Here is a 16,633-nt window from a genome sequence, read left to right as displayed (position 1 = left end):
CGCACGAACGGCCGTCAGGCCGGCGGGCCGTCGCCGAGCGGCGCCCGCAGCGAGCTGCGGCCCCGGCCCCAGGCGTCCAGCAGATGCCCGGCCAACCGGTCCTCGACCACGCCGGTGGCGGCGATGCCGAAGGCGATGTCCGCGGCCAGCGCCGGGTCGCCGGCCACCAGCGGCTCCAGCACGGTGCGCCGCACCAACTGCTCGTGGACGGCGTCCGCCACCACGTGCTCCCGGTAGAACAGCGTGCCGTCCGGGGAGGCGCCGAGGCGCTCCAGCGCACGGGCCAGCCGGGCCGCGCCCGGCGGTGAGGTGATCTCGACCGCGGCGAACTGGCCGACCGCCGCGCCGCGCAGCGCCCGGTGCAGCCCGAACAGCGACATCAGGTCGACCACCGCCAGGGCGGGGGCGGGGACGGCGTCCAGGTAGTGGCCGTAGCGGGTGTCGAGGCCGAGGTCGGCCATCATCCGCCCGAACAGCAGCGCATGCGCCCGCTCGGGCCGCCCCGACCCGTACTCGTCGTACTGCACGGTCATCAGGGCGGCCTTGGCCGGGTGCGGCAGCCGCGGGACGGCCCACAGCTGCGGGTCGGCCTCCTTCAGGTGGTAGAGCGACCGGTGCACCAGGTACTCCCGGGCCTGCCAGCGCTCGCCGCGCTCCAGCAGGTGGAACGAGGGCCCCGTGCCGTCCGGCGACTCCACGAGCAGATCGGCGACCACCTCGTCCAGCGGGCCCGGATCGCCCACCGCCCCGCGCAGCGCCGCGAGGAACGCCGCCTCCAGCCGGGCGCGCAGCGCCAGCAGACCGGTGTCCCACTCCCAGGCCGGATCGACCCCGTGGAACCCCTGGTAGTGGAGCTCGTAGCAGACGTACAGGGCCAGCTGCGCGTCCTCGCCCCACGGGTCCCCGACGTCCGCCGGGCAGCCCGGCCCGGTGCCCGGCGCGGCGGTCAGCGCCTCCAGCACCAGCGCGGACAGCGGGCCGCGGGCCGTGGGCAGGACGGGCGCGGCAGGGGCGGCGGGACGCAGGGCGGTCGTCATGCGGGAACCTCTCTCTCGCGGGGGCCTCGGCGCGATCACGCACCGCGGAGTTCGAGCGTGCAGCACTTGGGACCGCCGCCCGCCTTCAGCAGCTCGGGCATCTCCACCGGGACGGGGCGGTAGCCGCGCGCGTGCACCTGCGCGGCCAGGCTGGTGGCGGCCCGCGGCAGCACCACGTGCCGTCCGTCGCAGACCGCGTTCAGCCCGAACACGGCCGCGTCCGCCGCCTCCGCGCGGACGGCGTCCGGGTACAGGGCGGCCAGCAGCCGCCGGCTCGCGGCGGAGAAGGCCGGCGGCCAGTACATGATCTGATCGTCGCTCAGCACGGCCAGCGCGGTGTCCAGGTGGTAGAAACGCGGATCGACCAGCTGCAGGGTGACCACCGGCAGGCCGAGCAGGCGCTGCGCCTCGCGGTGGGCCGGCGCGGTCGTCCGGAAACCCGAACCGGCCAGGATCCGCCGCCCGGCGACCAGCAGGTCGCCCTCGCCCTCGTTGACCAGGCTCGCCGTGTGCACCGGACGGAACCCAGCCCCGGCGAACCAGCGGCGGTGGGCCGCGGCCTCGCCCGCGCGCTGCGCGTGCTTGAACCGCGCCACCAGCACCCGCCCGTCCACCACGGTGGCGCCGTTGGCCGTGAACACCATGTCGGGCAGCCCCGGCAGCGGATCCACGGTCGCCACCTCGTGCCCCAGGCCACGCAGCACCGCACGGAGCCGCCGCCACTGCCGCTCCGCCGCGGCGCCGTCGACCGGACGCCCCGGGTCCATCCACGGGTTGATCGCGTAGTCCACCGCGAAGTGCGTCGGGGGGCAGAGCAGGTACCGCCGGCGGCGGGGTTCGGGTACGGACGGAGGTGTCGGCGCACGGGTCATGGTCAGAAGCTCCCGGTCGGCCCGGTGCCGGGGCCTTCCGGCACGCGGTCTGCGCCACGCCTACCCGGGCCCGCCCTGGACACACGTCCACCCGCCCCGGGCCGCGCCGGGTCACGATCCGCGCGGTCCCGGCCGCCGTGGCCGGCCACCCCGGACCGCGGGTCCGCCCGGGGGCCGACCAGGCGTGGGCCGCCCCCGGGCGGGTAGGCGCGACGGCACGACCGACCGGCGCGACGCGGACCCACGGAGGTGGCCCCATGAGCGAGGACATCGACTCCGACTCGGAGCCCACGGTGTGGGCACTCACCGTGCAGGAACAGGAGATCGGCCCGCCCGTCGCCGAGGCGTTCATCGAGGTCGGGCGGCGGTGGCACGCCGAACTGCTCACCCACGCCCTGGAGAGCGGCTTCCTGCTGGCAGCCGGCGACGCGCCGCAGAGCACCGCCATGGTGGTGATGAACGGCCCGCTGGTCGACCGGCTGCTCTTCGTCGGCGGCCGGCAGTCCTGGGAGCCGGTGCCCAAGCCCGCGGCCTCCCCCGAGTGGCGGACCGCGGCCCGCGAACGCGGCGAGGTCCTCGTCGTCGTCGTCCCGCCCGGCACCTGCCTCACCGACGAGGCCGACGGCGACCCGCAGGACGAGGCCGACGGCCTCACCCGAAGCGTCGCCGCCACCGGCGGGGAGGGCGTCGTCCTGCACGGCACGGCCGCGCTCGCCCTGATCTGACCCACGGAAGACCACGGAAGACCACGGAAGACGAGGTGCACCATGACCTCCGGCGACCTCATCGATGTCGTCACCACCGACCACGAACGCATCCGCAACCTGTTCGGCCGCATGGCGGGCACCCCGCTGAAGGACCCGCTGCGCCGCGAACTCCTCGACGAGGCGGCCGCCCTGCTGGAACGCCACATGGCGGTCGAGGCGGAGTACCTCTACCCGCTGGCGCTGCGCAGCCTCCCGGAGCGGCGGGAGACCGTGGAGCAGGAACGGGCCGGGCTCGCCACGATCGGCGCGCTGCTCGACGACCTGTCCCGGGTGGGTGCGGACTCCGCACTCTTCGACCGCAAGGTCGCGCTGCTCGTCCGCGAGGTCACCGGCCACGCCAACGAGGAAGAGGCAATGATCCTCGACGAACTCGGCACCGCCGCACCGGCGGACGAACTCGCCGATGCCGGTGTCGCGGCCCGCTCGGAGCCGCTGCACAAGGTGCGCCGATCGCCGGCCGACCGCCCCCGGGACGACCTCCCGCCGACCGGCCCCCGCCCGAAGACCCACCTGCGGGACTTCTTCCGCATCGAGGGCCTGCCAAGGTGAACCCGCCGGCGGCGGGCCCGGGTCAGAGGCTCTCCCGCAGTCAGAGGCTCTCCCGCAGCGGCGGCTCGTCGGCCGGGTCGATGTCGAAGACGGTGTCGGCCTCCGTCAGCCGGAGCAGGCGGACCAGCTGCGGAGAGGGCGCGGCCAGCCGGAGGGTGACGCCGGCGGCCGTGGCCGCCAGCCGGGCGCGCAGCAGCGCGTTCAGTCCGGCCGAGGTGCAGAAGGCGAGCGCCGAGCAGTCCACCGCCACGGCCGTCGGCCGGGGAGGAACGCCCAGCGCCTTCCCCAGGGCCTCCTCCAGCACGTGCACCGTGTCCATGTCGGCCTGGCCGGCGACGGCCAGCCTTCGTTCACCGGCCGGCGCCGGGCGGGGGGTGACACGGAGCTCCGCATCCATGGTGCTGCTCCCTCCGTCACGGACTCCCCGACGGGGCTTCCCGCGACAGTGGCTCCCGGTGAGCCTGCCCGTCACCCCGCGGAACGAAGCGTCCCCGGCGGCGCGGACCGCAGAACGAAGACCCGGTCGGCCGGGGCCGCCACCCGGCCTCCGGGGGTTACGGCGGGCGGGGAGCCGGTTACACGCTCCCAGGGGAGCAACGGACGCAGGAGACGAGGGTGAACCGGACATCGCGCCACTGGCATCTGCCGCTCGGGTCCACCGACGGCCCCGGGCCCCAGTTCGGCATGGCCTACGTGCGCCGAGCGCTGGCGCAGGGGACGTCGCCCGTGCCGTCCTCCGGGGAAGGGGCCGAGGACGTCCTGCTGGTGGCCTGCGAGCTGCTCACCAACGCGTACTGCCACACCCCGGGCCCGCTCAGCCTCGACCTCGACCTCGACCACGACACCCTCACCGTCGCGGTGACCGACGCGAGCACCCGTCCGCCGGTCGTCCGCCCCTACCGCCCGCAGCAGCCGCACGGCCACGGCCTGCACATCGTCGAACGGCTCGCGGTGGACTGGGGCGTCACGCCCGTCCCGAGCGGCAAGACCGTGTGGGCCGTGCTGCGGGCGCCCTGACCGGGGGCGTTCGCGGGTGGTTCGCCGCGGCCCGGGTAGGCGCGCCGTGAGACGCCGCGGCTCCTGGCCGCGGCGACCGAGCACCGTGCAGCGGACCGAGGTGTTGTGGCGGCCGACGGGCGGCCAGGACTGGGTGGCGCTGGCCGACCTGGCGGCCGCGCTCGTCCTGTCCAGCCTGATCGGTCTGGAACGGGAGGCGGGGCAGAAGAGCGCGGGTCTGCGCACCCACGCCCTGGTCGGCCTGGGCAGCGCGCTCTTCGTCAGCGTCTCGCGCTACGGTTTCGGCGCGGGCGACCCGTCCCGGGTGGCCGCGCAGGTCGTCTCGGGCATCGGCTTCATCGGCGGCGGCCTGATATTCGTACGGCGCGACGCCGTGCGCGGGCTGACCACCGCGGCGACGATCTGGCTCACCTGCGCCGTCGGCATGGCCTGCGCCGCCGGGCTGGGCGTCGTCGCCGTGTTCTGCACGGCCGGCTACTTCCTGATCATCCGCGGCTTCCCCGCCCTGCTGCGGCGGCTGGCGCCCGCGCTCATGGACGCCCCGGTCAGCGTCGTCCTGGTCTACGAGATCGGCCACGCCCTGCTGCCCCGGGTGCTGGAGGCGTGCGCGGCGTCCGGCTTCCGGATCATCGACACCGAGACGGAGCAGGAGCGGGCACCGTGCCCGCCCGGCACGGAACCCGACACGCTGATGCGGCTCTGCCTGACACTGGAGGGCCGTGCGGACATCCGGGCCCTGACCGCCGAGCTCGCGGGACTCACCGGCATCCGTTCCGTCGCGGTGCGGACCGAGGAGTCCGTACCCGGTCCGCGGGGCGGTGGCTGACCGGCGGCGATCAGTCGTTCAGCGGTGCGAAGCCGAGCACCCAGCCGAGGGCGTCCGCCACACCGCGGGCGTGCCGCCGTTCGGCCTTGGACCGCCCGGCGTCCCGGGCCGTCAGGAGCGCGGCCCTCTCCTCGGCGGCGAGGTCGGCGTCGTACAGGTATTCGCACACCGTGCCGGTGACGGGGGCGGGTGTCCCCGGTGCCAGGACCCACCGGTAGGCCGCCTCGGCCCCCCGGGCCTCGGGCCCCCCGCAGGTACCGGCGGCGCATGCCGCACGGTCGACGATCTCCCGGGGCGTTCTGACGGCGATGAACTCCTGGGCGGCGGACGCTGCTGCCACGGCGGGGGACCTCCCGGGTACGGACCGTTCGGGTGCCCGCCCGGGCGGCGGGCACCGTGAGCCACAGCCACCTACCCTGCACCGGACCGCGTACGCCCGCACGGTCTGCCCGCCGGCGTGTCGCGGTCGCTCGGGCGGCCGGTTCCGTATCGTGCCGCGCGACCCGGCGCGATGTCCAGGACGAGGAGTGCGATGTCGTCGGTGTGCCGGCCTGCGGGCCAGCTGTGGCGGACCAACTCGTCGATGAGCCGGTCGAGTGGTCCGGCGCCGCTCACGCCGAGCAGACCGGCCAGCTCGGCCGTGGTCCGGGAGGCGTCCGTGCCGGGGACCTCCACCAGTCCGTCGGTGTAGAGGGCCAGCAGGGTGCCCTCCAGGAGCGGCAGGGCGGTGAGCGGGTAGCGGGCCGACGCGGCGGCGCCGAGCAGCGGCCCGGCCTCCACGGTCAGCACGTGGCCGCGCCCGTTCGGGCGGCGCAGCAGCGGCGGCGGATGGCCGGCGGAGGCGACGGTGGCCTGCCGCCCGGTGAGGTCGAGCTGGGCGTAGAGGCAGGAGACCAGCAGGTCGGAGTCGAGGTCCGCGAGCAGCCGGTTGGTGCGGGCGAGCACCTCGTCCGGCGCGGCGCCGGCCGTCGCGTGGGCGTGCACGGCGGTGCGGACCTGCCCCATCAGCGCGGCGGCCGTGGTGTTGTGGCCCTGCACGTCGCCGATGACGGCGGCCGCGGTGCGCTCGTCGAGCCGGATGAAGTCGTAGAAGTCGCCGCCGACGTCGAGGCCGCGGGTGGCGGGCAGGTAGCGGGAGGCCACCGTGATGCCGGCGACGCGGGGGAGGGAGCGGGGGAGCAGGGCGTGCTGGAGGTCGTCCGCGAGGTCGTGCTTGGCGTCGTACAGCCGTGCGCGGTCCACCGCCTGGGCCAGCAGGCCGGCGAGCGAGGTGAGGACGGCGCGCTCGCCGGAGTCGAACGTCCGGGGGCGGTCGTAGGACAGGATGCAGACGCCGACGGGCCGCCCGGAGACGATCAGCGGCAGCACCGCCCAGGCCCGCTTGCCGCTCATCCGCGGAGCGCCCGGGTACTCGTCGGCCATCTGGCTCGCGTCGGTGAAGAACGCCGGGGCGCCGCTGGCCAGCACCCGGCCGGCCGGGGTGAGCCGGGTGTCGAGCGGCAGGCCGTCCAGCCCGGCGATGTTCGCCGAGGAGTACCCGCAGTGGCCGATGATCTTCAACCGGCCCGCGTCGGCGGCGGACAGCACGAGCCCGTCCGCGCCGAAGGCGGGCAGGACCTGGTCGGCGACCATCTCCACGACGTCGCGCACCCCGACGGCCTCGGTCAGGGCAGCGGCGAGGTGCATCAGCTGGTAGAGGCGGCCGCCCTGGCGTTCGCCGTCCGGCCGGTGCCCGTCCGCCGGGTCGTGCGCGCCGTCCGCGCCGGGGTCGGCGGTTGCGCGGGTGACGCGGACGCTGATGCCGCTGTGGTCGGGGTAGAGCCTGAATTCCAGCCAGGTGTCGGGCGGCCGCAGCGCGGTGAACGCGGTGGGCTCCCGGCTGATCACGGCCGTCCGGTAGCGGTCCTCGACGGCCGGGTCGTCGAGCCACGGCAGGGCCAGCCAGGGCAGAGCGCCGAGCAGTTGCTCCGGGGTGCGGCCGAGCACCTCGGCGGAGCCCGCGCTGGCGTACGCGATCCGCCCCTCCAGGTCGAGGGCGAGGCTCGCCCCGGGCAGCCGCTCGGCGAAGTCCGCGGCGGCCGGCTCCGGCCGGCCCGGCCCCTGACCGGTGGACAGGTCGGGGGCCGTGCGCGGCGCGTCGGGCAGGCGCGGCGGCCGTTCCGCGTCGTCGAGCAGCCGGGCGATCCGGCGGCCCAGCGTGGTGACGTGGCCGCGTTCGCGGACGGTGGCGCGCTGCGGGTGGTCGGCGGGGAAGAGCAGCACCAGCGCACCCCAGACCTTGCGGGTCCCGGTCAGCGGGGTCGCCGCGAGCGCCAGCGGGTGGGGCAGGGTGGCGGCGAGCCGGGGGTACGCCCGGGCCAGGTCCTGCTGCGAGCCGACCCACACGAACCGCTCCTCCTGGACGGCGTCGCAGACCGGCAGCGGCGCGGACAGCGGGACGCGCCGCCAGGCCGCGGCGAGCCCCGACGGCAGCCCGAAGGCGACCGCCATCACCAGCACGGGCTCCCGGTCGAGGAGGTAGACCGCGCCCGCGGACGCGCCCGTCCGGCGGACGGTCTCGGTCAGGGCGGCGTCCAGCTCCGCGTCCGGATCCGGGGCCGGCCCCGACGGTGCGGGCGCCGTGCTGCAGGGTGCCTTCTCGGCAGAGGTGTCCATCAGGGGTCCTCCGGACGTGCCGCCCGCCCGGGTGCCGGGACCGGGGGCTTGCGGGAGGTGGAGCGGCCCCCGGAGGGGCGGTGGCGCCGTCGGGGCACCGGCCGTCCTCCGGGGACCGCGGGCGCTCAGCGGCCGAGTGCGTCGGCGAGCTGCTTCTTGTTCATCTTCGAACGGCCGTGGATGCCCCGCTGCTTGGCCTCGTTGTAGAGCTGGTCGTAGGTGGGCCCCTGGGCGCCGGAGTGCGAGCGCTGCCCGCCGCGCCGGGAGGAGGACATGTCCTGGACGGAGCTGCGGCTGGCGGTCTTCGACTCGCCGTGCCGGGCACGTTCCTTGTTGACCGTCCGGGCGGCGATCTCCTTCGCCCGCTCCTCGCTCTCGCCGCGGTCCAGCGCGCTGTCCTTGATGTGCTCGTACTGGCGTTCCCGCTTCTTGCTCGAACCGGCCGGCATGACTCCTCCTCGGGCTCGCTGGTGCCGTGCTGCCTGGCCGCGCGCCTACCCCGCGGCCCCTCGCTCACGCGTGGCGCCCCGCACGGACGGGCCGCCGCGGTGTTCCGCGACGGCCCGTCCGTGCGTACCCGGGTCGTCCGGCCCCGGGCCGGCGCTGCCCGGGTCAGGAACTGCCGGGGGAGATCCGGCCGCGCCAGCCGCCGGACTCCATGCCCTGGTCCTCGATGAACGCCTTGAACCGCCGCAGGTCGCCCTTGACGCGGCGGTCGACCATCCCCATCATGTCGGCGGCCTTCTCGGCGACGCCGTCCGGCTCGAAGTCCAAAGCCAGCCGCACCATCGTGTGGTCGTTGTCGAGACGCCGGAACGTCACCACACCCATCTGCTGGACGTCCCCGCCCACGGTGCGCCAGGCGATCTTCTCGTCGGGCAGCTGGTCGACGATCTCGGTGTCGAACTCGCGGCTCACCCCGGCGACCTTGGTCTTCCAGTGGTTGTGCCGCTCGTCGATCTGGGTGACCTCCTCCACGCCCTCCATGAAGCGCGGGAAGTCCGCGAACTGCGTCCACTGGTTGTACGCGGTGTGCAGCGGAACCTCGACCTCGACGGACTCTTGCACCATGCTCATGCCGGGCCTCCAGTCTTCTCGTCCAACAGGTCCGCGACGCGTCTGCCCGACCGCTCCGGGTTCTAACGGGGCAATCGGGCCCGTCGGCCATCCGGTCGCCGAGTGGGGCGGGCGCGTGTCGTGAACGGCCGCCGCCCGGTGCCGCGCCGATGATGGGCGGATGACCCATGCCCCGACCGACACCGGTGTCCTGCCGCAGACCGCCCTGGCGAAGCTGACCGAGCTGCGGGAGCTCGCAGCCGGCGCGGTGGAGTCCTGGGAGTCCGGCGACCTGCCCGCCGCCCACCGTGCGGTGACCGCGGCGGCCTCGGTGGCTGCCGCGGTGCTCGACGTCCTCGCCGAGGCCGAGGCCGAGGCCCACGCCCGTGCCGAGGCCGACCGACGCCCGGCCGACGCCGGGAGCCCGCCGGCGGCGGGTCCGGTCGGCCATTGGTGGGGCTGAACGCGTTTCGGCTCCGCCCAGGGCGCAGCCTCGAAGGGAGAGGGTGCGGCGCCGATCCTCCCGGTACCGGCCGGCCGCCCCCTGCCGCCGTCGAGGAGGTGGTCCGTGATGGCCGGTGCCGCTCGCTCCGCGTCGATCCCCCAGGGCCGTCCGCCACCGCCGGTGGTCCAGCCCGCCCGGCCGCAGCCACCGGACGAGGTGGCACCCCGGCAGCCAGCCGGTCCCGCCCACGCGGCCCCGCCCGGGCCCGCCGGGCCGACCGCCGGCGGTCCGCCGCGCGAGATGCGGGTGGGCGCCTACGTCCTCGACACGGTGGCGGCCGACCTGTGGGACGCCGTCCTGCGCTGCGCCGCCGCGTGCCTCCGGCAGACGCAGGGCCCCACCCCGATCCCGCCGGGCCGCACCGCCCGGGTCCTGGTGCAGGTGGCGCTCACCGTCCTCCCCGACGCCGCCGACCCGGACACCGCGCCGCTGCCCGCGCCCGGGGCGACCACCGCCCCCGACCCGGTGCGCCGCGCCGTCGCCTCCATGGAGTCCCACGCCGCCGACGACATCGTCCTCGCCGACATCGCCGCAGCCGCCTTCGTCACGCCGCGCGCCCTGCAGTACGCCTTCCGGCGCCACCTGGACACCACGCCCCTCACCCACCTGCGCAGGGTGCGTCTGGACGCGGCCCACCGCGACCTGCTCGCCGCCGACCCGGTGACCGCCACCGTCACCGAGATCGTCGCCCGCTGGGGCTTCGCCCGCCTCGGCCGGTTCGCCGCCTTCTACCGGGAGGTGTACCGGGCCGCCCCCCGCGCCACGCTCCGCCTTCCGCACTGAGACGGCCCGCCGCCGCGGGCGATCCCGGGGAACCGCGCCCGTTTTCCGCCCGCCCTGCCGGGCAGCCGCCCGACAGGGAAGCAGCACCGACCCTCCCGCGGGGAGCGCACCACGCCACCGATCCGCCGCGCCACCGATCCGCCGCGACGCCACCGGCCGGCACCGACACCCGGTCGGCACCGCCACCGGCCCGCACGGCCGCCGTCACCGGCCCGCACCGACACACGGAGAACTCCATGGACCTCGGCTTCCTCGAACCGCTGATCGGCAGGCCCGGCCCCTGGGCCACGGTCTGCCTCGACACCTCCCGCACCACCGAGGACGCCCGGCAGCGGCAGGTGCTGCTGCAGCGGACCGCGGTGCGCGAGCTCATCGACCTGGGCGCCGACCCCCGCACCTGCCGGGCGGTCGCTGAACACCTCGCGGACGAGCCGGTCTCCGGCTCCCCGCCCGGCCGGGCCCTGTTCGCCGCCGGAGGCGAGGTCGTGCTCGACGTACCCCTGACCACCGCACCCCCGGGCGTGGAGGCCGCCTGGGGGCCGCTGCCCCGTCTGGCCCCGCTGCTGGGCCGCCTGGAGGCCGCGACCGCCGACTGCCTGGTCGTCGCGGTCGACCGCACCGGCGCGGACCTGGAGCGCCGCCGCCTCGGCAGGCCCGAGCCGCTCGGCACCGTCGACGGCACGATCTGGCAGAGCAGGGGCCACCGCGCCCCGCCCGCGGACCGCTACGAATGGCACTACCGGCACCGTGCCCAGGACGCCTGGGACCGGTCCGCCGACGCGATCGCCGACCGGCTCGCCGAAGCCCGCTCCGACTGCGGCGCGGACCTCGTCGTCCTCACCGGCGACGCCCGCGAGCGGCGCGCCGTCCACGAGCGGCTGCCCCAGGACCTGCAACCGCGCACCGTCGAGATCGACGGCGGCGGCCGCGCCGACGGCATCCACACCGACACCTTCGAACGGCGGCTCGACGAGGCGTGGCAGGACTTCAGTCGGCACCACGCGGACGAGATCCTCGAACGGTTCCGCAACGGCACCGGCCGCCCCGGCGAACACCGGACGGACGGCACCGGCACCGAGCTCGCGCCGGGAGCCGCCGCCGAGGGCGTGCCCGCCGTCGCGGCCGCCGCCCAGCAGCACCAGCTCGCCACCCTGCTGCTCCGCGGCGACGGTCCGGACGCCGGCCGCGAGGTCTGGATCGGACCCGAACCCGAGCACATCGGCATGGACCGCGGCGAGGTCCGCAGCATGGGCGTCCGCCGTCCCGAGCGCGCGCAGGCCGGCGACGCGCTGCTGCGCTGCGCGATCGCCTCGCGCGCCGAGGCGGTCACGGTGCCGGACGGTGCCGAGGGACCGGTCGGCGGCGTCGGTGCCGTGCTGCGCTGGCGGAACTGAAGCGGCAGGCGGAGCAGCCTCTCGGGTTTGCCGCTCTCACCGGTTTGCCGGGCACCGCCCGGGGCAGACGCATCGCACCTTCGCAGGTGGACCCGGCACCGCCCCGCCGGACCTCCGTACCGACCGGTCTCCCCTCGGCGGTCGGTACGGCGGCAGGGCGGTGCCGGTTTGCGCGGTGCCGGTTTGCGCGGTGCCCGCTGACGCGGGACCAGTACGCGCGGACGGACCATGCCGGGCGGCCCCGCCCGTCGGTGCGTTCCGACCGGGCGAGGCCGCCGGGTGCCGTGCTCACTCCCCGGGTGGTTCGCCGTCGGGCGGCAGGTCGACCTGCTCCACCCGGCGCAGCCGGACGGCGCGCTCCTCCGGCCCGAGGCCGACCGTCTCGCCGTCGGCCGTCCCGGTGGTGTCGCGGCGTTCGTCGTCCAGGGTCAGCTGCCCGGCCTCCGGGTCGGGCGGGCCGTTGACGGAGTCGGCCTCGGGTTCCTCCGCCGCGAGGCGCTCGTCCAGCGACCGGCCCTCGGCCTGCTCGGCCCCCGTCACACCGAAGGACTCGGCGGCCACCGGCGCCTCACCGGGCACCGGCATCCGCTGCGGATCCTCGGCCCGACGGGCGCCGGGCGAGCCGTCCGCCAGGTCGGGGATGCCCTCGTCCTCGGGTTCGGCGCCCGGATCGTGCCCGTGGATCCGCTCCGGGTCCGCGGCGGGGGTGTCGCCGACCGGCGGCGGATCCTCGGCGGGCCGTTCCCCGGGCGGCCCCGGGGCGTCGATCTCCACCGGCGACCGCCGGCCGCGGCGCTCGTCCTCGCCGGGCCGGACGCCGGGAACGGGACCCTCGGCGATCTCGGGCTGCTGCTCGTCGCTGCCGGCGACGTTCGGGGTGCCGCCCTTGCCGATCGGTGCGGGCTCCCGCTCGGGACCGTCCGTCCGCTCGCGGTCCTCCTCGTGGCCGGCGGTGTCCGCCGGGCCGACGGCCCCGCCCATGTCGTGCAGTGGCCGGCTCTCGCGGTTCATGGTCGCTCCTTCCTGACCGGTCCGCGTGTGCCCCGCAGGAATTCCGGCAAACCGCAGGCAGCAGGCGGGAGAGGGCGTTCCTGACGGACCGTCGGCGGGTGCCGCGGTTCTTCCGGCGGGGCCCGGGTAGGCGCCCGGTGACCACGAGACAGGGAGACCACGACCGAGGAGTTCGGTGATGACGGAGTCGCAACAGCGCGACACCCTGAGGAACCGCCAAGCCCCGTCCGTCCGGCCGGGCCGCCGTTTCGCCGACGAACGGCGCGGGGGCACGGCAGGCGGCCGGAGCGAGGCGCATGCACCGCAGCCGGACGGCGACGCGCCGTGGCGGCGCGAGGCCGAGCTCTACGCCGTGCTCGGCGAGGACTGACCGCCCGCCCCGCTCCACCCCCGCGGGCCGGCCGAGACGGGCCGGCCCGCGGAAGCGTGCTGTCCGGCCCCGTCCGCTCACGCGTCGTCCGCGGTCGCGTCCGCCAGCAGCCGGCTGCCGGGATCCTCGGCGCGGTCGACGGCGAACAGCACGGCCTCCCTGCGCCGCCAGGGGACGTCGCGGCCGGTCAGCGCCTGCGACGCCAGGGCGCGTACGGTGCTGCGGCTCCAGCGCAGCTGCTCGGCCGTGCGGGGGCGACAAGAGTGCGGCCAGGTCCAGCAGGGTGCGGTCGCCGGCGGCGGGGGCCGCGCAGCACAGGGCGTCCCAGAGCAGTGCGTTGTCACCGGCCAGGGCGTGCACCCGCCGCAGGTCGGCGAGCAGCGTCGGGCCGTCCGCGGGGCCCCGGGCCGTGCGGCGCTCGCGGGCCGCCCGGGTGGGTGCGGTGCGCGGCCGGGCCGGGAGCCGACCGAGGATCCACGCCGCGTGCCCGCGGGACACCGCGGCCAGCCGTTCGGCCGCCGCGGCGACCCCGTGGTCGGCGGTGCGGCCGGCCAGCGCGGTGAGTTCGGCGGCGAGCATGCGCGGCCTCGGTGGGTGCACCGGATGCACCCGGTCCATCGGGTGCGGTCCGGGGGCAGGTCAGTAGCCACGTGCCGGGTGCGGCGGGCATGGGATCACTTCGTCCGGCGGCCGCCCGCCGGGACGGGCGGGGACTCCTCGGCCGGTCCGGCTGCCGCGGCCCGTCCGGGCGACTCGCAACCGACGCGGGTCGGGGTCCCGGTGGCGGCCCGGCGGGTCGCGGTGCCAGACCCCGCGTCTGCCCGCCGGAACCGGGAAACGAGCGGTGCGGGGTGCGGCGCGGGGTGGCGGGGCAGTGCTTCACCGCCCGAACGGCGGGTAGCCGCCCACTACTTCCGACCGCGAACCACCTGGAGGAAGCCGTGAGGCCGAGCCGACCGATCGTCGTACCCGCCGCCCGTCGGGGCAGCCACCGTCCCGGCCGACGCAACCCGCTCGGCCCGCAGGGCCGGGTCCGCCGCTCCCCCGGCCCGCTCCTCCCGCGCGCCCGGACGGCCTTCGAGGTCTCCCGCCGCGACGCCGCCCACTGAGCCCGGGGTGACGGCACCTCAGGGGCCCGCACCGCACGTGCGCGTGCGTGTGCCGGGGTGGTGGCGGTGCGGCGCATAGGATCGGCCGCATGGCACTGCGACCCGTGATGGTGAACATCAAGGCCCTCGACGGGCGAGCGGTCGGCCGGTTCTGGGCGGAGGCGCTCGGCTGGAGTGCCTACCACCCCGGTGCGACCACCTACGTCGGACCCGCCGGCGGCCTCGTCTGGCCGGACCCGGTCTTCCTCGGCGTCGACGTCGTTCCCGTCCCGGAGGCCGGGACGGCGACGAAGAACCGGGTGCACCTCGACCTCGCCACCACCTCCCGGGCCCATCAGGCGGAGCTGGTCACGCGGCTCCGGGCCCTCGGCGCCACGCCCGCCGACGTGGGCCAGGGCGACGTGCCGTGGACGGTCCTCGCCGACCCCGAGGGCAACGAGTTCTGCGTGCTGGAGCCCCGCGAGGTCTACCGGGACACCGGACCGATCGCCGCGGTGGTCGTCGACTGCACGGATCCGCGGGCCATGGCCCGGTTCTGGGACGGGGCGTTGGACTGGACCCTGCACGAGGTGACCGACGATCAGGCGGTGCTGCGTTCCGCGAAGGGCACCGGCCCGTACCTCGAGTTCCTCCGCACGCCCGACGTGAAGACCGTGCCGGACCGCGTCCATCTCGACCTGCTGCCGTACCCCGGCGGCGACGGGGCGGCGGAGGTGGCGCGGCTGCGGGCCCTCGGCGCCACCGACCTCGACCTCGGCCAGGGCGAGGTCCCGTGGACGTGCCTGGCCGACCCGGAGGGCCACGAGTTCTGCGTCCTCGCCCCGTCCTGACGCGGAGCCTCGACGACACGCCCGCCCCGGCAGGTCGGCCGTGGCGTCCGCGACGCGGAGGCGAGTGTCATGGCCGGGCTCCCGTTCCATCGGCCGTGGCGGAGGCCTGCTGATCGCGCCACCGTAAACAAGCGGCAGGCGAAAATCATGCAGACAGTGGAAAATTTCTTACATTGAGCCGGCGGATCGATATCGTCTCGGGCCGGGCGTGAGGTCGACGCGCCTGCGGAGCCGGTCCCGTCCCGAGCGGCGGCTGATCCGGCATCGGGGATGCCGGCCCCCTCGGGCGTAGCCGCAGCCGCGCCGGGCGGCCGAGGCTCGCGTCGGACCGGCTCATGGTTCCTAAGGCCCGACGATGCGATTAGAGTCCGACTCAGGATCGACGGAAGGGGTCCGGCATGAGCCTTGCGAATCCGCCGGGACGCCATCCGGACCGGCTGACCGACCGGCAGCGGGCCGTCCTCGACTACGTCGCCACCGCGGTGGCCGAGCGGGGCTACCCGCCGAGCATGCGGGAGATAGGCCAGGCCGTCGGCCTGAGCTCCACGTCCTCCGTCGCCCACCAACTCGGTGCGCTGGAACGCAAGGGCCTGCTCCTGCGCGACCCGCACATTCCCCGTGCCTACCGGGTGCGCGGCAAGGCCGGATACGAACCGCCGACCCGTGAGGGCGAGGACACCGGCCTGGTCGACGTCCCCGTCGTCGGCCGGATCTCCGCGGGTCGACCCGTCCTCGCCGAACAGGACACCGAGGACGTCTTCACCCTCCCGCGCAGGCTCACCGGCACCGGCGACGTGTTCATGCTGCGGGTCGTCGGCCACAGCATGACGGGCGCCGCGATCTGCGACGGCGACTGGGCCGTCGTCCGCAGCCAGCCCACCGCGGATCCCGGTGACATCGTCGCCGCCATGATCGACGGCGAAGCCACCGTCAAACGGCTCCGCCGCGAAGGCAACCGCAGCTGGCTGATGCCCCACAACTCCGGCTTCGAGCCGATCCCCGCCGACCGTGCCACCATCCTCGGCAAGGTCGTCACCGTGCTGCGCAGGCTCTGACCCGCACGCACCGAGCAGGCGAGGGCCGACACCGGACCCCCGACCGGCGGGCTGCCCGCGGGATCGTCGGACGCGGAGATCAACCGGCGTGATGCGGCACGCAGGTGGCTGACCAGCGGGACGGGACCGTGGATCGGCCCGTTGCCGCCACTACCGGGAGGCGGGGAGGCGGATCCCGAGACCCCAGTCGGGGTGGGCGTCGGTGAAGGCGGCGATCCGGCGGGCCGCGTCCACGAGGTCGTCGCCGAGCCGCAGGCCCCGGCGGTAGTGGCGGGCGAGGGCCACCAGGTCGGCCAACCGGTCCTCGGACCAGGCCCGGCCGGCGGCGTCCCGGAGACGGACCAGGTCGTCGTGCTCGGCGAGGAGGCGCCGACGGTCGTCGTCGAGGAGCAGTTCCCAGCGGTGCCGATCGGCCGGCCCGGCCGGCACCGGGCCGAGGGCCCGGCGCAGCTCGGTGATCCGGGTCGCTGCCGCCTCGCGCAGGCCGGCGGCGAGCAGGTCGGTGTGCCGGAGGACCGGCTTCGAGTCGATGATCGGCGGGTTCATCCGGTCACCGTACCGGCGCCGCCACGACCGGCCCGCGACCGCCGCACGGATCGCCTCTGGTGTGTCGCTGGTGTGTCGCCAGGACGGCGGAACGGGTCGAACGCCCGATCGCGTGCCCCGCCTCGCGTCGGCGTCCTCTACCCCTGGCGGACGACTACGACCAGTGGCTGGGGTGCAGCCAGGACTGCTGGACGGAGTACGACCGCTGCGTCGAGCCGGTGTTCGGGTCGCGGAACTGACGGAACTGCAGA

At 76.0% G+C, this 16,633-nt stretch carries 21 protein-coding genes; 11 read left to right on the top strand and 10 right to left on the bottom strand.

What is annotated here, in order from left to right; genetic code table 11:
• Positions 1-14: 14 nt before the first annotated feature.
• Together AB0442_RS06920 and ddaH are read right to left on the bottom strand one after the other, a co-directional pair.
• Positions 15-1,037 carry an iron-containing redox enzyme family protein gene (locus tag AB0442_RS06920; protein ID WP_366161140.1) on the bottom strand — a complete coding sequence of 341 codons (1,023 nt, stop codon included), beginning with the start codon at positions 1,035-1,037 and terminating at the stop codon, positions 15-17.
• Between the two features lie 35 nt (positions 1,038-1,072).
• Complete coding sequence (gene ddaH / locus AB0442_RS06915; RefSeq protein ID WP_366161138.1) at positions 1,073-1,909, bottom strand: dimethylargininase; 837 nt, start codon at positions 1,907-1,909, stop codon at positions 1,073-1,075.
• Between the two features lie 257 nt (positions 1,910-2,166).
• Here ddaH and AB0442_RS06910 point away from each other — a divergent pair, with 257 nt between their 5' ends.
• Positions 2,167-2,634: a hypothetical protein gene (locus AB0442_RS06910; RefSeq protein WP_366161136.1), complete on the top strand. Its 468-nt coding sequence runs from the start codon at positions 2,167-2,169 to the stop codon at positions 2,632-2,634.
• A 42-nt stretch (positions 2,635-2,676) separates the two neighbouring features.
• Positions 2,677-3,225, top strand: coding sequence for a hemerythrin domain-containing protein (locus AB0442_RS06905; protein WP_366161134.1), 549 nt, complete (start codon positions 2,677-2,679; stop codon positions 3,223-3,225).
• 40 nt (positions 3,226-3,265) lie between these two features.
• Here the strand turns inward: AB0442_RS06905 and AB0442_RS06900 are convergent, their stop codons facing one another.
• The gene (locus AB0442_RS06900; protein ID WP_366161132.1) at positions 3,266-3,622 is read right to left on the bottom strand and encodes an STAS domain-containing protein; all 357 of its coding nucleotides are present in this window, start codon (positions 3,620-3,622) and stop codon (positions 3,266-3,268) included.
• A 218-nt stretch (positions 3,623-3,840) separates the two neighbouring features.
• Here AB0442_RS06900 and AB0442_RS06895 point away from each other — a divergent pair, with 218 nt between their 5' ends.
• Positions 3,841-4,242: an ATP-binding protein gene (locus AB0442_RS06895; protein WP_366161131.1), complete on the top strand. Its 402-nt coding sequence runs from the start codon at positions 3,841-3,843 to the stop codon at positions 4,240-4,242.
• Between the two features lie 85 nt (positions 4,243-4,327).
• On the top strand, positions 4,328-5,068 hold the full coding sequence (locus AB0442_RS06890) for an MgtC/SapB family protein (RefSeq protein WP_366161129.1): 741 nt from the start codon (positions 4,328-4,330) through the stop codon (positions 5,066-5,068).
• A gap of 10 nt (positions 5,069-5,078) precedes the next feature.
• Here the strand turns inward: AB0442_RS06890 and AB0442_RS06885 are convergent, their stop codons facing one another.
• The 4 genes from AB0442_RS06885 to AB0442_RS06870 form a co-directional block, all read right to left on the bottom strand.
• The gene (locus AB0442_RS06885; protein WP_366161127.1) at positions 5,079-5,408 is read right to left on the bottom strand and encodes a hypothetical protein; all 330 of its coding nucleotides are present in this window, start codon (positions 5,406-5,408) and stop codon (positions 5,079-5,081) included.
• Between the two features lie 71 nt (positions 5,409-5,479).
• A complete protein-coding gene (locus tag AB0442_RS06880) occupies positions 5,480-7,723 on the bottom strand; it encodes a SpoIIE family protein phosphatase (protein ID WP_366161125.1) in 2,244 nt (747 codons plus the stop codon).
• 125 nt (positions 7,724-7,848) lie between these two features.
• Positions 7,849-8,172: a plasmid stabilization protein gene (locus tag AB0442_RS06875; RefSeq protein WP_366161123.1), complete on the bottom strand. Its 324-nt coding sequence runs from the start codon at positions 8,170-8,172 to the stop codon at positions 7,849-7,851.
• A 163-nt stretch (positions 8,173-8,335) separates the two neighbouring features.
• Entirely contained in the window at positions 8,336-8,800 is a 465-nt protein-coding gene (locus AB0442_RS06870) for an SRPBCC family protein (RefSeq protein WP_366161121.1), read from the bottom strand.
• A gap of 160 nt (positions 8,801-8,960) precedes the next feature.
• Here AB0442_RS06870 and AB0442_RS06865 point away from each other — a divergent pair, with 160 nt between their 5' ends.
• From AB0442_RS06865 to AB0442_RS06855, 3 genes are all read left to right on the top strand, one after another.
• Entirely contained in the window at positions 8,961-9,242 is a 282-nt protein-coding gene (locus AB0442_RS06865; RefSeq protein WP_366161120.1) for a hypothetical protein, read from the top strand.
• Between the two features lie 108 nt (positions 9,243-9,350).
• The gene (locus tag AB0442_RS06860) at positions 9,351-10,067 is read left to right on the top strand and encodes a helix-turn-helix domain-containing protein (RefSeq protein WP_366161118.1); all 717 of its coding nucleotides are present in this window, start codon (positions 9,351-9,353) and stop codon (positions 10,065-10,067) included.
• A gap of 236 nt (positions 10,068-10,303) precedes the next feature.
• Positions 10,304-11,461, top strand: coding sequence for a hypothetical protein (locus AB0442_RS06855; protein ID WP_366161116.1), 1,158 nt, complete (start codon positions 10,304-10,306; stop codon positions 11,459-11,461).
• Positions 11,462-11,749: 288 nt separating this feature from the next.
• Here the strand turns inward: AB0442_RS06855 and AB0442_RS06850 are convergent, their stop codons facing one another.
• Positions 11,750-12,472 carry a hypothetical protein gene (locus tag AB0442_RS06850; RefSeq protein WP_366161114.1) on the bottom strand — a complete coding sequence of 241 codons (723 nt, stop codon included), beginning with the start codon at positions 12,470-12,472 and terminating at the stop codon, positions 11,750-11,752.
• Between the two features lie 178 nt (positions 12,473-12,650).
• Here AB0442_RS06850 and AB0442_RS06845 point away from each other — a divergent pair, with 178 nt between their 5' ends.
• Positions 12,651-12,842 carry a hypothetical protein gene (locus AB0442_RS06845; protein ID WP_366161113.1) on the top strand — a complete coding sequence of 64 codons (192 nt, stop codon included), beginning with the start codon at positions 12,651-12,653 and terminating at the stop codon, positions 12,840-12,842.
• 77 nt (positions 12,843-12,919) lie between these two features.
• Here AB0442_RS06845 and AB0442_RS06840 read toward each other — a convergent pair whose 3' ends face one another.
• On the bottom strand, positions 12,920-13,186 hold the full coding sequence (locus tag AB0442_RS06840) for a hypothetical protein (protein WP_366161111.1): 267 nt from the start codon (positions 13,184-13,186) through the stop codon (positions 12,920-12,922).
• Positions 13,187-13,783: 597 nt separating this feature from the next.
• Here AB0442_RS06840 and AB0442_RS06835 point away from each other — a divergent pair.
• The 3 genes from AB0442_RS06835 (at position 13,784) to lexA (ending at position 15,836) form a co-directional block, all read left to right on the top strand.
• Positions 13,784-13,951, top strand: coding sequence for a hypothetical protein (locus AB0442_RS06835; RefSeq protein WP_366161110.1), 168 nt, complete (start codon positions 13,784-13,786; stop codon positions 13,949-13,951).
• A gap of 89 nt (positions 13,952-14,040) precedes the next feature.
• Complete coding sequence (locus AB0442_RS06830; protein WP_366161108.1) at positions 14,041-14,781, top strand: VOC family protein; 741 nt, start codon at positions 14,041-14,043, stop codon at positions 14,779-14,781.
• 398 nt (positions 14,782-15,179) lie between these two features.
• Positions 15,180-15,836, top strand: a complete 657-nt coding sequence (lexA, locus tag AB0442_RS06825; protein WP_366161106.1) for a transcriptional repressor LexA — start codon at positions 15,180-15,182, stop codon at positions 15,834-15,836.
• A 150-nt stretch (positions 15,837-15,986) separates the two neighbouring features.
• On the opposite strand, the gene AB0442_RS06820 is transcribed toward lexA, so the two are convergent.
• On the bottom strand, positions 15,987-16,382 hold the full coding sequence (locus AB0442_RS06820) for a hypothetical protein (RefSeq protein ID WP_366161104.1): 396 nt from the start codon (positions 16,380-16,382) through the stop codon (positions 15,987-15,989).
• Positions 16,383-16,633: the final 251 nt, after the last annotated feature.

Origin of the sequence: Kitasatospora sp. NPDC085895, from assembly GCF_040702125.1 — a bacterium.
Lineage (GTDB): Bacteria > Actinomycetota > Actinomycetes > Streptomycetales > Streptomycetaceae > Kitasatospora > Kitasatospora arboriphila.
Note: the sequence above shows the minus strand (reverse complement) of the source record. Positions and strands in the feature narration are given on the sequence as shown.